The sequence below is a fragment of the Leptospira andrefontaineae genome (genome assembly GCF_004770105.1).
GTDB classification, from domain to species: domain Bacteria; phylum Spirochaetota; class Leptospiria; order Leptospirales; family Leptospiraceae; genus Leptospira_B; species Leptospira_B andrefontaineae.
Genome location: NZ_RQEY01000010.1, coordinates 347,576 through 362,525 on the forward strand (window position 1 = coordinate 347,576; position 14,950 = coordinate 362,525).

The 14,950-nt window shown below is 40.3% G+C and carries 12 protein-coding genes; 9 read left to right on the top strand and 3 right to left on the bottom strand.

Going from position 1 to position 14,950, the window contains the following annotated elements:
• Window positions 1-218 precede the first annotated feature (218 nt).
• Window positions 219-1,496 (top strand): tetratricopeptide repeat protein, encoded by a 1,278-nt coding sequence (locus EHO65_RS06405; protein ID WP_135773301.1) that lies wholly within the window; start codon window positions 219-221, stop codon window positions 1,494-1,496.
• 174 nt (window positions 1,497-1,670) lie between these two features.
• Here the strand turns inward: EHO65_RS06405 and EHO65_RS06410 are convergent, their stop codons facing one another.
• Window positions 1,671-2,807, bottom strand: a complete 1,137-nt coding sequence (locus EHO65_RS06410) for a putative glycoside hydrolase (protein ID WP_135773302.1) — start codon at window positions 2,805-2,807, stop codon at window positions 1,671-1,673.
• 93 nt (window positions 2,808-2,900) lie between these two features.
• Between EHO65_RS06410 and EHO65_RS06415 the strand changes: the two genes are divergently transcribed.
• The 7 genes from EHO65_RS06415 (at window position 2,901) to EHO65_RS06450 (ending at window position 12,497) form a co-directional block, all read left to right on the top strand.
• Window positions 2,901-3,827, top strand: coding sequence for a histone deacetylase family protein (locus EHO65_RS06415; RefSeq protein WP_135773303.1), 927 nt, complete (start codon window positions 2,901-2,903; stop codon window positions 3,825-3,827).
• A gap of 75 nt (window positions 3,828-3,902) precedes the next feature.
• Window positions 3,903-4,142: a hypothetical protein gene (locus EHO65_RS06420; RefSeq protein WP_135773304.1), complete on the top strand. Its 240-nt coding sequence runs from the start codon at window positions 3,903-3,905 to the stop codon at window positions 4,140-4,142.
• 446 nt (window positions 4,143-4,588) lie between these two features.
• Window positions 4,589-6,628 (top strand): 6-bladed beta-propeller, encoded by a 2,040-nt coding sequence (locus EHO65_RS06425; protein ID WP_135773305.1) that lies wholly within the window; start codon window positions 4,589-4,591, stop codon window positions 6,626-6,628.
• A complete protein-coding gene (locus EHO65_RS06430; RefSeq protein WP_135773306.1) occupies window positions 6,625-8,646 on the top strand; it encodes a tetratricopeptide repeat protein in 2,022 nt (673 codons plus the stop codon). Before EHO65_RS06425 ends, EHO65_RS06430 begins: the two co-directional genes overlap by 4 nt.
• A gap of 31 nt (window positions 8,647-8,677) precedes the next feature.
• A complete protein-coding gene (locus EHO65_RS06435; RefSeq protein WP_135773307.1) occupies window positions 8,678-9,169 on the top strand; it encodes an SRPBCC family protein in 492 nt (163 codons plus the stop codon).
• Window positions 9,170-9,690: 521 nt separating this feature from the next.
• The gene (locus EHO65_RS06445; protein ID WP_135773309.1) at window positions 9,691-12,099 is read left to right on the top strand and encodes a TonB-dependent receptor; all 2,409 of its coding nucleotides are present in this window, start codon (window positions 9,691-9,693) and stop codon (window positions 12,097-12,099) included.
• Between the two features lie 8 nt (window positions 12,100-12,107).
• Window positions 12,108-12,497 carry a hypothetical protein gene (locus EHO65_RS06450; protein ID WP_135773310.1) on the top strand — a complete coding sequence of 130 codons (390 nt, stop codon included), beginning with the start codon at window positions 12,108-12,110 and terminating at the stop codon, window positions 12,495-12,497.
• Window position 12,498: 1 nt separating this feature from the next.
• Here EHO65_RS06450 and EHO65_RS06455 read toward each other — a convergent pair whose 3' ends face one another.
• Window positions 12,499-12,945 carry a methylglyoxal synthase gene (locus tag EHO65_RS06455; RefSeq protein WP_135773311.1) on the bottom strand — a complete coding sequence of 149 codons (447 nt, stop codon included), beginning with the start codon at window positions 12,943-12,945 and terminating at the stop codon, window positions 12,499-12,501.
• Window positions 12,946-13,037: 92 nt separating this feature from the next.
• On the opposite strand from EHO65_RS06455, the gene EHO65_RS06460 reads away from it, so the two are divergent.
• Window positions 13,038-13,844 carry an FcpA-related putative periplasmic flagellar protein gene (locus EHO65_RS06460; RefSeq protein WP_135773312.1) on the top strand — a complete coding sequence of 269 codons (807 nt, stop codon included), beginning with the start codon at window positions 13,038-13,040 and terminating at the stop codon, window positions 13,842-13,844.
• Window positions 13,845-14,046: 202 nt separating this feature from the next.
• Here EHO65_RS06460 and EHO65_RS06465 read toward each other — a convergent pair whose 3' ends face one another.
• Window positions 14,047-14,883, bottom strand: a complete 837-nt coding sequence (locus tag EHO65_RS06465) for a hypothetical protein (RefSeq protein ID WP_135773313.1) — start codon at window positions 14,881-14,883, stop codon at window positions 14,047-14,049.
• Window positions 14,884-14,950: the final 67 nt, after the last annotated feature.

Here is a 14,950-nt window from a genome sequence, read left to right on the forward strand (position 1 = left end):
ATCCCTAAGTTTGACAATTTTGTTCGCACGGAGGCCACGGAGATCACGGAGAGATTAGCAAATACTATGCGACAGCGATGCGTAGACCTTTAGTCCGGGTTCTGCCCGGATGAGCGCGAATGCGCGAAGTCGTAGCAGCGCGTCCGAGCAACGCGAGGAGTCGCCCAAATCTCAAAATTTATATTGGCGAAGTATCCAATCCGGCCGAAAATAAAAGTATGGCCCTCACCCGACCTGTAATCATACTATTACTCTGCGCTTTTTCCTCTTCTATATTCTCCAAAGAATTCGTATATGCCTTCCGAGATGTGGGAATGCCTAAAAACACAGGAAAAGACGGAATGCCCAGAAAAGAAAAAATGGTCTTAGTCGGGGAGACCATTATGTTCGATAAGGTCAAACCGATCGAATACGAAGGTAAATACAAAAGTTTCGAATTAGGATACGATACCAGGCCGGATATAGTCACTGTAAAAGTACATTACGATCCGGGAATACGTCCTGGACAGATACTCTACTTGATCGAGAAAGATTTCGATCATGAAACATTCAAAGATGGAAGTATCGTAGGACAAATAGAAGTTAAATCCATCTTCCAAACTGCATTTACAGGAAAACAATTAAGGGGCGTCGGATATTTAGGAATGGCAAAGGAGAAGGTACTAACCGTCGCCTATCCAGTGTCTTCCGAACTAAGCGGTCCCGCATTGGTAGAACGTAAAACCGGGGATTATCATTTCACAAGAGACGAGATCCCGGAAGCAATCCAGTCTTACCGCAAAGCAATTCGTCTAGATCCAATGTCCCCTGTACCACATTACAGATTGGGAATGTTATATTTGAATGAGGCTGGAGTAGATTCCAAAGAACCAGTATGTTCCGGAATTCTACCGATGAGTGCGGGAGCAGAGTTTTCTTCGGCTTGGAAAAAAAGATCCAGATTTGATTCAGACCAAGATATGATCCGATTCTCCAGAGAATATGTTTCCTTTCTGAATTGTAAATCGGACCAAGCTCCCAGTTTTTCTAAGAACAGTTTTGTTCCGGAAGAATTAGAAAGAGCACAAGAAGTCGCTAGAGAAGGATTCAGACTTTCAAAAACGGATTACGAACTCCTGATCAGAAGCGCGGAGACTTATTATAAATTATATACTTCCTACTCTTCCGGGAAAAGACCAAAAGGAAGTATCCCTCCGGATGAAGAATCCAAACTCAGAAATCGTCAGGAAAAATCCTGGGAGATCGCCCAAAAACTCTTAAAAGAAGCAGGCTTGGACAATATTACCGATTATAGACTTCATAGATTGACTTCACTTCTATACGGAAAGAGGTATATGGAACTTTCAGGTGGAGCCAAGTCTACTACGATCAGTGAGGAAGCGAACTTCTTGAGGACAAAGGCTGTAGAATCTATTCAGGCTTACAAACTTCATAGACCTAAAAATATTCCGGGAGATAAGGATCTTTTGATATTAGAAAAAGATCTTGGACTCTAAACGAGATTGTTGGAATTCCAACATGGCTGAAGGCGACCCCCACCCTAATTTTTGGGAGGGGGGAGTGGCCCGTGGGAGCACTGCGTCCCTATATCATAAAATCCTAATTATTACAACCGATTTTTTCACCCCAAATTCATGTTGGAATTCCAACATAACGCGGAAACAGCAATATCAATCCTCGATCTTTAATTTCCCACTCTGGATACTTTCTTCGATCGCTCTAAAAGTATCTCCGTATTTTCCTACAATATTCCAGACAACAAATCCGTCACTATCGCTATCTACACTTGCTTCGATCTGTGCCTTAATATAATCTTTCAAAGATTTACCGGAAGGCCCTAGACTCATTCCGAAACCTTGGATCCAGCCGACTACTTTCGTAGTTGATAAGGATCTTTTCCTAGTATTCTTCAAACCATCAAAAACAGTTTGGTAAGGATTTGCGATACGACCAGGTTGTCCGTAGAAATGAGAAGGATATAACATAGGATAGATCACATCCACAAGCTGAGCGAAGTTTTCCACCTTCTGCCCGATCTGATCATCACGATTAAATGGAATTCTACCAAAAATATCCGCACCTAAGTAAGGAAGTTTTTCACACTGATTTGCTTCTCCGCGTATCCTTGTCACTATCTCGTTGATATTACTATATTTTTCCTTCAAAGAAAGATCTATATCAGTAACATCAGCATACCGTATATAATCCAATTGTACTTCCGGAAAACCGGAAAGACATGCTTTTCTCACATAACCCAATATAGAATTTAATCTTTCAGGACTAGGATACTTAGTCTTAAGACCACCGTCAAAATTCACGAGCCTTCCCACAGGATAAAAGCCCATTCCCTTAATACGAGAGATCTCTTCCGGAGAAGGGGTTTTAGGCTGAAGATCTATCACCAAAACATTCACACCATAATCGGAAGCATCCTTTAATAAATTCTCCCATTCATTCTTACGGGACTTATCCGAAACTAAGGAATTATTCACATAAAGACCGCGATAGAATTTGGGACGATCCCCGTAGGTACCCTTATTGGTTGGCCTTGTAAAAAACTTTTTAAGTTTCTCTTTTGGAGCTTCCTTTTCGCTTTCCTCCTGAGTGTTTCTGGAAGAAAGTCGTATCTCACCTTTCTTCTCCTTTTCTTTGGAAGCAGATTGGGGTTTGGTTTTAATGTCTGGAGAAGATTCTAAAACAGGAATTTCTTTCTTATTAGAATTCTCAGGATATGGAATAGTGAACTCCGCACAGACCGGAAAAGCGGTAAGAACTAAGATAGGAAAAAGTGAAAACGGTTTGCGCACAAATTTACTCCGGATCTACACTTATAGTATCGAACCGGGGACCTCTGTACTTGTCCTCTTTGTAGGACTTCCAACAAAAAACGGGAGAAGAAAATGAAACTCGGCTACGCGTATGACGATACATTTTTATTGCATGATACCGGGACATTTCATCCTGAATCCCCTCAAAGATTGGAATCCATACTCAATCGACTGCATAAAACATCGTATTTTAAGGACATGCATTGGATCAAACCCAACAAACTACCATTAGAATTGATCGAGTCAGTACATAATCATAGGCATAGAGAAAGATTTTCAGTTATCCAAGGCAAAAGAGGAAGTTTCGACGGAGATACACCCTATTCGGAATCCAGCTTTGATGCAGCTCTCTTAGCTGCTGGAAGTGGAGTAGACCTTGTAAACAAGATCAGATCCAATGAAATCGAATCAGGGATCGCACTTGTAAGACCGCCAGGACATCATGCAGAAACAGGAAGGTCCATGGGTTTTTGTTTGCTGAATAATATTGCGATCACCGCAGGCTACTTACTTACGCAAGGAGTAGAAAAAGTTTATATACTAGATTGGGATGTACATCATGGTAATGGGACCCAAGAAATATTCTACGACTCAGATAAAGTATTCTTCACATCACTCCATCAATATCCGTATTATCCTGGAACAGGTTCAGTTCATGAAAAAGGAGAAGGAAAAGGAGAAAATTTTACACTAAACATTCCTTTGGCGATGGGTTCAGGAGATAAAGAATACCTGCATTATTTTCAAGAAACAGTGGTGCCTTCCATGTTGGAATTCCAACCGGAGTATGTATTGATCTCAGCTGGTTTTGACGGACATAGAAGAGATCCTTTGGCAGGTATGAACCTAAGCACCAATGCATTCGCAGAATTCACGCGACTAATACTATCCGCAACAAAACAGATCGGCGCCAAAACAGTATCCTTCTTAGAAGGAGGCTACGACCTAGACGCATTGGCCGAAAGTGTAGAAGCACATATAGCGGTCCTCGCAGGCTGACCCCTCCCCGATTTCTTTTTGTTTCCGGTCGAAAATTCCTAGAAAAAATGCCTCTTCCCACTCTCTCAGGCCGATATGAAAATCATGCAGGAACTTTCCTCAAACACCGACCTGGCCCTGCGATTCAGAAACTACGTGATCCTATTGGACCGACTGATGAGAGAGGTAGAAGAGGAACTCCAACAAAACCAATCCGTCCGTAATGAATGGTCCGAATGGCATTCCAACTGGAAAAACGCCTGGCTCTCTCCCACTGGCAACTCCCCTTCTTCCAATCTAAAAGAAAGATTCTCAGTTAAAAGAAGACTCGGATAAGTTTCGGGGCGGCTCCTCGCGCCGCTCGGACCGAGCTACTACGGGCTTCGCTATCGCTTCGGTCCATTCGCAGTGACCCATAGGGAGCGAGAAGACGACCGTCGCTAGCGGAAGGCCAATCTTAAATCGCTGCGATCGGACTTCCCCTTCGTATCTCTGCCGCTTGCAGTACTAGGGAAATTTTCTCTATGTGGGAACTCCTGCAGAATACACTAATCGGGCCCCGCCCGATTCGGGTGGGGGCCGGAGCGTAGCGGTGGTGAAAAACGGACATTTTCACAAAACCCGCGTTTGGGCAATCTGATTTATCGCCGCTTAGCTTGTAGGAGCTCCTACAAAATCATTGCTTTTAATTGCTTGCAAGAGTGATAAAACCCTTATAGAAGGCCTGAAAAATAGGTTGAAATTATGTCTCTTAAGCTGTTCTATCGACTAAGAGGATTAGAATGGGGAGACGTACGCAAACAAAACTTCTAATTTTCATTTTACTCTTAGGAATTCTCACCCAATCCGGATGGTCCGAACCCTTACCAAACTTCGGACTGAAAGAAAAAGAAGCTAGGACATTCTTCAAACGAGGTCTGGCCTATTATAATAAGGGAGAATTCGCTGCTGCCAGAGAAAATTTTGTTCGCTCCCTTTCTATCAAACCAGATTTCGTTCATCCTAAGTTCTTTCTTTCAGAAGCATATTATCTAAGTGGAGATTGGCAAGAAAGTCTTTCCGAATTAGAACAATTAGAATCTTCTAATAAACTCGATCTGATCAATAAGAATCGTTTGGACGCGCTTAGGTATAGACTAGGTGGCGGAAATAGAAAAGATAATTTAGAATATTATAAATCAATTTTTGGGGATGATCTGAGAAGATTCCGCTTCAGAAATCCATCCGACCTCGCAGTTGACGAAGAAGGATATCTTTACGTAGTAAGTTTCGATACAGCTAACGTAGTCAAATTCGATGCGAACGGTTTTCCTATTGAAAATTTCAAAGGTTCTTTTGGCAGAAATTTAGAAGGCCCTGTCGGGATTAGTATCCGGGGAAAATCTATCTTCGTTGCAGACTATGCAGGAGATAAAATTTACGAATTCGATACAAGAGGTTCGTATGTAAATCGTTTCGGTTCAACAGGAAAAGATCCCGGAAGTTTTCATGGACCGGCAGGACTTTATTTCACGAAAGAAGGATTTTTGTATGTTTCCGATATGGGAAATAATCGGATCCAAAAACTTTCCAGAACAGGAGAGCCTCTCCAGGAGATAGGCGTTGGAATCTTAAAACAACCTGCAGGTATCAAAGTTAATAATCGCGGAGAAATTTTTGTAGCGGATCGAGGAAATAAAAGGCTAGTCGTATTCGATCATGAAGGAAATTTTCTAAAAGAGATAAACAATCCTTCTTTTAAGAGGCCGAGAAATCTTTCTATCAGAGATAATAAGGTAGTAGTCGCGGACGAAACTGCGGGACTTTTTATCTACGACTCTGTTTCTAAAACCTGGTCAAGCTTTGATAACTTTAAGGATTCAAAAAACACAGTCCGAAATTTTGACCAAGCATTCTCTGTTACTTTTGATTATACTGGGTCCATGTTTGTTGCTGATTTTAATAGGCATAGGATCGAATCCTTTTCTCCAAAAGGACAACTCTCTTCTAACTTGGATCTGATCGTAGAAAGAACTATCAGTTCGGATTACCCTGATGTTTCTTTAGTTCTTCACGCAAAAGACAGACATGGAATTCCGGTGAAGGCAATCCCTCGAGATTCTTTCCGCATTTATGAAATGGATAACCTTTCTCCTTTGATCGGTTTGACTGATATGAAGAAGTATAATAACAGAGTGAGTGTTTCTATCGTTGCGGAAAATTCACAAATTGTGTCCGAATCTTACGCTACGATAGAAAAAGCGATCCGTCCTTTTTTATCAGAGATCAGAGCAGACGACAAAATCCAACTTCTTCGCTCAGGAAGAGATACACAAACCGCCTACCCTTTCGGGAAAAGTATGTATGATATTCTGAAAGCGTTACGCTCCTTTGTTCCGGAGGAAGAATCCCAAATCGGAAAATCACTCCAAAGAGGTATCACGGATCTATTGGATAGTTTAGGTCCAAGAGCGATCGTCGCAATCGTTTCCGGAAAGGATTCGAAAGCTGCATTCACACAATTTTCTCCCACGAAGATCATTCGTTTCGCAGTGGCTCATGATATTCCGATATACTTCCTGTGTTTGGGAGAAAATGGAGAATCAGTTTCCGTATATAAAGAAATCGCGGAGAAAACGGGAGGAAAATTCTTAACAATTCCTTCCGGCGGAACGGAGAAGAATCTGAGAAGCTGGATAGATTCTAAAAAAGATAGAAGGTATCTTCTTTCTTTCAAAAGTAGGATCAATCCACAGGGAATGGATGTCTATGTCCCTGTGGTTGTAGAAGCTATATTTAGAAATTCTAATGGAAAAGCAGAGACCGGATTTTTTACGCCATGATATTCGGATCCAAAATCTCAAATAAATATATAGGCTTAAAATTTCTTTTCAGGAATTTTATAGTTCTTCTTGTGCTATCTTTCTCCTTCTCCCTTTCTTCCAAACAAACCATAGATTGGATCAAAGAAGGAGAAGGTGCATTAGCTTCCAGAAATTATCCTGCCGCCTATGATTCCTTTAGAGAAGCGGTAAACCTAAACCCACTTTCGGTTCGTTCCAGATTAGGACTTGCAGACGCTGCATTAAAACTTCATAAAGAAAAAGAAGCGTTACAGTCTTTAGATAAGGTACTCGAATTAGAACCTAAGAACAAAAAAGCAGTTCGAGAAAAAGCAATCACTCTTGCAAAATTAGGACGTTACGAAGAAGCTTTTCTGATACTAAGACCGTTCTTAGAAGAAGACCGATACGATTCTGATCTTTTTCCTATTTATATAGAAGTGCAGCTTGCTTCTGGAAAAACCCAAAAAGCAAGTTTCGAATTCCATTCCGCTTATTCCAGAATTCCAAAGAATAAAGAAGTAAAAACCTTAGAAGCAAAAGTAGAAGCATTCGATGGAAACTTTACAAAAGCTGCATCTCTCAGAAATCAATTAGAAGCGGAAGCCTCCGATGATCCTGGAATTTTTTTGGAATCGGGAAAGTTCCTACTGATCTGGGCAGAAAAATCCCAAGGAAGTAAACGAGATTCCAAAATTGCCGAGGCAGCAGAAAAATTCGAAAGATCCGTTTCTTTACATCCTAACGAGGAAGAAGCACTCAAACTTCTCGCAAAAACCAGGATCTATTTCGGAAGATACCAAGAAGCAGAAGAATATCTAAACCGCCTCTTGGGATTATTTCCAAACTCGACTGAGTATCTATACCTGCGTTCTTACGCTAGATTGAAAAAAGATCCCTCTTCTAAAGAAGCCAGAGTAGATCTAGAAAAATTAATCTCCTTAGATGATTTAGATCCAATTGCGAGAAACCGTTCTGAATTGTATGCGTTGGAGAACCTACCGGAAGGGAATTCACTCAGAAGGACCTTGGGCGAATATAGACTCCAAAGATATAGAGCGAATAAAAATGCATTCTTATACGATTTAGCTTGGTATCATTTGATCAGAGCTAAAGAACTTCTTCCAAATCGACCTGAAATATTAGTTTTAACATTGGAAGAATACAAAAGAAGAGGCCTTTTCCCGAGCTACTTCAACTTACTTCTGCTTTTAAGAGATAAATTCCCGGATAATAAAAAATACGGATATTCCGTAGAGAATAATTTGGAAGGTTTTAAAACTTCCTTAAGTTATCGAGAAGGTTTGGTCAAGATCGGAGAATTTGGCATCCAAGAAGATTATGGAAGAACTCCTCCTGAAGTTCTTGTATTCGATCCCGATGGCGAAGATTTTTTAGCAAAACATACGGATCTTCCCGCTTTAGCTGGAAAAGTGCTTCGTCATTTTTTGAATTTTGATCCAAGGATCCGTAATATCGATCTGGACAATATTAGAAAATCCGAAAGTTTAGAAGCGGAGCCTTATTCAGGAGCCATTCATAAAACAGAAAGAAACTATTCTTCTATCAAGAACTCCAAGGGAGAAAACATTCGCTTTGTTGTTAGTGGAAAAATTTCCTTTCAAGACGATAACTTACGTATAGAATGGAGTCTTAGAGATCATAAAGAAGAGAAAATTTTAGGAAAATTTAGGATCTACGCGAAAGGTAGGGACGCTCTCGCAGAAGCAACTTTAAGAGCGAGAGATAAGATTCTGGCCTTAATTCCCGCAAGTGGAAAAGTTCATAGAGTCAAAGAAGACTCGTTGATCGTAAATGCAGGTATCATCGATGGGCTCAAAAAGGGAACTACAGTTTACTTCTTCAATTCAGCTACCCTACTTGGAGAAGGAAGCGTAACTGAAGCAGATCTTTATACCGCAAAAGTAGTACCAAAAAATCAAGATTCTGTCTTAAGAAATATTGCTGTAGGGAACAAAGCATACTGGAAAAAAACGGAAAATTCACCTCCTAACTAAATTCTAATTTCTTAATATAATAGGAGCCAACATGATATTCATATGTCGTTCTGAATTCGATTGTAAGGTTTCCGAATTATTCGGATTTCATGCCGGCCCGGACGGATTTTCTTCTCTAGTAGGTTCTTCTAATAAAGCAAAAGTAATTTCTGCTCCTCCATCTTTAGAACCTGGCTCAAAAGCAATTGTCAAAGTGAAAGTTTTTCCCGGAATTTTTTTCCGTTGGGTAGCCTTGCATACTGAATTAGATCCAGAAAAACGTTTTGTAGATGTCCAAGAATCTGGCCCTTTTGCAAAATTTAAACACGAACATATCTTTATTCAAACCGGTCAGAATTCTTCTATCTTAGAAGACAGGATCACATGTATTCCTCCTTGGTATGCGAATCATTTCCTGTTTGAATTCCTACTCGAAAAAATCATGAAGAATGAATTCCAAACTAGGCATAAAATTACTGCAAGTCAGATCGGTTGTGATTATAGGACCGAGTTCTGCGGGAAAGTAAAAGCGTCCCAACCCTGACTTCGAGTGGGGACTTCCCAGGCTTTATAAAGGAGACAGGCAAAAAAATAACTTGCTTATTAATAACGATTTATCATTATTGAAAAAATGGGACCTTTGGTAAGAAGGCAAAAAAAAGGGCTTAAATCCCTCTTTGCGTTGTTCGCGTTTTGTGGCGGACTCTTGCTTACAAGTACCCACTCTCATTTGGATATATCCGAAAAGGGGATATTTTCCAAACATTCTCCAAAAATTTCTTCTGAAAACTGCTTCCTCTGCATCCACACTCAAATTAATGCCGGAGCGGACATTGTTCAAGAGCAGAAATCAGAACAACCTGTTCTAGAATATAATGAATTTATAATTTTCGATCTTATCCCTGCTCAAATCTCCGAATCGGGTATTTTGAGAGGGCGTGCCCCTCCTTATTTCTCCTAATCTATCTGCATCTACTGTTTTCGGCGGCTTTGCATTTGCGATCCGTTTTGAATTTATTTTGTAAATGAAGAACCCGACCCTAAGAGGTCCGGAGTTTAGGAAGAATGAAAAGTATATTATATAAATTTAATTTATTACCTGTTCTTATAGGCATATTTTTGCCTTTTTCAGAAGTTTTTTCCCTTGATGTAAACGTTCGAGGTATCCTTAAAGATTCGGAAGGCCGACCCATCTCGGGCGCCAAACTTTTCCTGACGGAGAACAAATTCGTATCCAGATCCGGTAAGGACGGTAGTTTCGAATTTCAACATGTTTCTCCGGGAAATTATACGTTAGTTGTTTCTGCTCCAAACTATGAACTCAAAACAGAAAGATTCGAAGTGAAGGATCTGGATAAAGTTTTGGATATTGTCTTAAAACCTTCTCTTTTAGAAGGTATTGCGATCAATGTTACCGCCAAAACTATAGCTTCTGATTTCTTATCTACTCCACAACCTACTACGGTTTTAGAAGGGAGACAATTGCAAAGATTAAGAGGGCAGAATGTTATGTCCGCCTTAGAAAATACTCCCGGAACTGCAACCTTAACCACTGGTGCCGGGACTTCAAAACCTGTAATTCGGGGTTTAACAGGTCAAAGAGTTTTAGTTATGACCGATGGAGTAAGACAAGAAGAGCAACAATTCGGAGACGATCATACTGTCGACTTAGATGCATTTAACGTAGATAAGATGGAGATTGTAAGAGGACCAGGATCTGTTCTTTATGGATCGGATGCTTTAGGTGGTGTAATTAATGTGATCCGCTCTAAGGCACCTACTGCAAAAGACGGGGCTCCTCTTCTAGGCGGAACAATCTCAACAAATAGTTTTTCAAATAACAAACAAGATGCAGGTGCGATCTCTCTTTTTGGCTATCATAAGGATACCAACTTTGGCTATAGAGTGCAGACGGATACTCGAAAGGCAGGTAGGATCACTACTCCAAAAGGAACTCTTCCTAATACAGGTTTTCATGAAAGAAACGTAAATGCTTCTTTAGGAACGGATGGCTCTTGGGGAAATTTCTACGTAGATTCTTTCCAGAGATACCAAGAGCAGGACTTATACGATAATCCAAATGAATCTCCTGGTGCAAGCGCATACCAAACTGTTCTTCATCAGAAAACTCATGTGCATGCATTCTTCATTCTTCCTTTTGTGAATGTGGAATTGGATGCAGCTTATCAGAGAAACAATCGAAGAGAAATTGAAGATAAGAATAGATATATGCCGATCAAGGATGCTTTACTGGATCCTTCTATCGATTCTTTCACCAAAGCAGCTTCTGCCTATCAAGTGAATAAATATGATTATAAACAGGGTTTAAATCTTTCATTAGATACCACTACTGCGGATGCGAAGGTCCATCACAAAGAATGGAAAGGCTTAAAAGGCACTGTTGGTATCTCCGGTATGCAGCAAAGGAGTAATACAATTGGAACCGAACCTTTGATCCCAGGTTATGGATTAAGCAATATTGGATTTTTCTTATTCGAAGAATGGAAATTGGGGGACTTCAGTTTTTCTGCCGGAGCTCGAACTGATAAAAGAAGTATGGATATCAGAGCTAACGCAGATCTGGGAAATTTAGAACAGACCAGAAATTATTCTGCAAGCACAGGAAGTCTCGGAACAGTTTGGAGATTTGCAAAAGATTTCTCTTTGGCCTTGAACGCAGGTAGAGGATTTAGGGCTCCAACTCCTTTCGAATTATATGCTAATGGTGTTCATGAAGGAAGCGGTAGATTCGAGATAGGTAAAGATAGTTTAAGGCCGGAAACTTCTTTGAACTATGATGCTTCGGTTCGTTTTGCTAACGATAAATTCCAAGCAGAGCTGAGCGTTTTTAGAAATAAGATAGATAATTATATTTATTCAGTAAGTGCAGGTGCCATTGATTCTGATTCGGGCCTTCCTGTTTATAGATACAGGCAGGATGCTGCAAAATTAGAAGGGGGAGAATTCAGCTTCCAAGCTCAAGCGACTTCGTGGTTAGTCCTTACTGGTGGCATAGATATATTAAGAGCCACCATCGAAAAAAATATTCCACCGGAAATCGCCCTGAATCCTGGAGGCACCGATCCTAATTCAGTATATTCTGATATTAGAAACAAGTATCTTCCAAGGATGACCCCAAACCGCGCTCGTTTGGGTCTTAGATTTACTACGGATAAACTATTTGGAATTTCAAAACCCTATATTTCCTTAAACGGTACGTTTGTCCAATCTCAGTATAAGGTGGATAAGCTGGAAACTCCGACCCAAGGTTATAATTTATACGATCTTGGCTTCGGTGGAGAAATTCCTGGATTAACGAATGGAACCGAATCTGCAACCTTCGACGTTGCTGTTCTAAACATATTCGATAAAGAGTATGTGAATCATCTAAGCCGTTATAAGGAATACGCGTTAAATCCAGGGACCAATATCACTTTCAAAACAACGATCCCTTTTACCTTGATCACTGAATGAGGAATTTTATGAATTTCAAATATCTCACACTTCATACATTTATAATATTATTATTCGTTTCCTGCACTTTTGATCCGCAAACAAAGAAGGAGAAGGAGGACTATCAAAATCAATCATTGATTTCAGCGGCATTGAATGGAAATCAAAGATCCGATTGTGTTTATTGCTCGGATACGAGAGCCTTTGAAGGAAATTGTTCCTGCTATAAACAGATCCCTGTTTTTTCCTGCGCAGGCATTCCTTCCGGTGAAGGTAAATCTAATTCTTATAAGATTTCCTGTGATGAGTTGGTAGAATTAGGGACTTGGACCCAGGTTTCTTCAGATTCTTATTCTTGCAGTTACCTGACCTGCCCTCCGGAAGCATACAGGGCTGCATTTACGGAAGAAGGTAAATAACTCAGTAGATTGGAAGTCCTGTATTATAATCGATTGTGGTCTTTTTATAAGAACTTGCAAGAAGGTCCGAAGAAATTAAATAATCAGCGGACCTTCTATTATTCGCAATCGGAATATTATAAAGTACTGCTATCCTTAAAAGAGCTTTAACATCCGGATCATGCGGTTGAGCTGTCAGCGGATCCCAAAAGAAGATGACCACATCTATCTCTCCATCTACGATCTTTGCTCCGATCTGCTGGTCCCCTCCAAGTGGTCCGGACAAAAATCTATGAACAGGCAGATCAGTCTTTTCATGGACGATCTTTCCTGTAGTGCCTGTGGCATAAAGATGATGTTTGGAAAGTACCTCTTTGTGAAGTTGCACCCATTCCACTAGATCTTCTTTTTTATTATCATGCGCGATGAGGACGATACGTTTCGTTTTCGGGACTTCGGGGCTTTGCATATTCTGCTCCTAAATCAAATTCGTCGGAAGGCTTTCCGAATGAAACCATTTTATGGTTTATCTCTCGAAGCGGTATCCCGATCTTAGTGTTAATGAAACTCGTTAAGCTTTCATGCTTAAGATCTTTGTTCTTATTTGCATTGATCGCCTCGTCCTCGTATCTATTTTCCCAAGAAGATCCACATGATCGCCCCAAAAAGCTGGAGATCCTGATCCCTGAATCTGCAAAAGAGGGGCCATGGAGCGACGACCCCAACGAATTTAAGGACATAGATCTCTTAGGAGATTTTTCGGAAGGAAACTCAAAACAGGCTTTAGAAAAGACCGAAGAATACTTCTCGGCGGCCTTGGATGGTTTCAGAAAAGTTTCCGATAGTATTAAATCAAAAAGGGAAAAAGAAGAAGGTAAGGTCTTAGATTCGGAAAGATTCCCTTGGCAAAGAAAGACTAGACTGGAAAACGCAGAAAGAGTTTGGAATAGAGAACTCACTAAGGCAAGATTGGATTCGGTCAAAAATCTTTCCCTGGCGATGAAAAATCTAGATAAGATCGCGAATCCTAATATTAGAAAATCTGAATCTTTCCTTGAATTGCAAGCCGGAGTATATAGAGAATTTATAAAACACCAATATGCTTTAAAAAACTTCAACCAATCCGCGGAGTTTTTGGAGAAGTATATTTCATTGGATCCAAAGTTTAACGACGAAGCGGAACCTCATCGTATTCTATCTCATTGTTACGAAAGACTATATCTTTCAGCTAAGAAATCAGGACATCCCGAAGGTATGGATTATTATAAAGATAGAAGAAAAAAACATGGGATCCTATATGCAGAAAAAGCATACGGGAGAAACTCTTACGAATTCAAAAAAGTTTTGGAATTGTTTGCAAGAGAGTAAAGGTATAGCTCATGTAGGAACTCCTACATCTTGATCACGTGTACGTTTGTTGGAATTCCAACAAGAGTTAGTAATAGAAAATTCTGTTGTAAGTTTTGGGGAAATGTGGTAGGCCGAAAAGGCGCTCCCACGGGCCACTCCCCCCTCCCAATGCAGGGTGGGGGCGAACTCCTAAACCATGTAGGAGTTCCAACACTTAATTCTAATTATTCTCTGGAAGTCCTAGTTCTTTTCTAAGACGTTTGTTTTCCTCAACCAGATCTTTGATCTCTTGCTCAGTGTATTCGAACAATTTTGTATGAGCTTCGAGGATATTTTTCATTTCAATCTCTTCAATACTGGAATATTCCAAGGCTCTTTCTGTGGCTTTTTTCAGCTCAAGCGCATGTTTTAATTCCATTGTTTTGAGATTATCTATGATTTCGGAAACTTTTAATCTTTCGTGAAGAGTCAAAAGCTCTTGGTTCTTGAGCTCATTCACTCTCTCAATTGCTTTATTGATATCTTCGTTGTTCTTTTTGATCTTTGCTTCGAACTCAAGGATCGCATGAAGAGCTGCGTTCGCCTTATGAGTATCTTTATACTCTTTATTAGCAAGTTCGAAAACTCCTTCGAAAAATCCTACGTTTGCGAGACAACTATTCCCGATCTCGTTAGCAACCATTTTGAAAAACTCAGTCTGGATCACTCTATCCAAAATGATCCTTAAAGATCTTGGCTGAACCGGATATTCTAAAACTTCAGTTTTACCTTTAGGAGAAAGTTTATTGTAAATTTCTTCCGCCTCGGGAGAGGAGATAATAGTAAGAGCAACGAATGGATGTAGTTCAAAACGTTTAAGGAAATCATCCTTAATCTCCGACCATTCTTTCAAGTTAGTATTCACATAGAATACATTGATGTCCTGGGCATCTAATTCTATCGATCTGTAGTCCTTTAACTGAACCTTACGCAGTTCGATATTAATTCTCGGATGTTTCCATATATGTACGGGGAATTCAGCTCCGGAAGTTATGTGCCAAATATTCGCGGTTTTCAAAGCCGACTCTCCCCCTTACTCGACGCCATAGATAAGACGTCGAAAGCCGATCCCGTCCTTCTAAAAA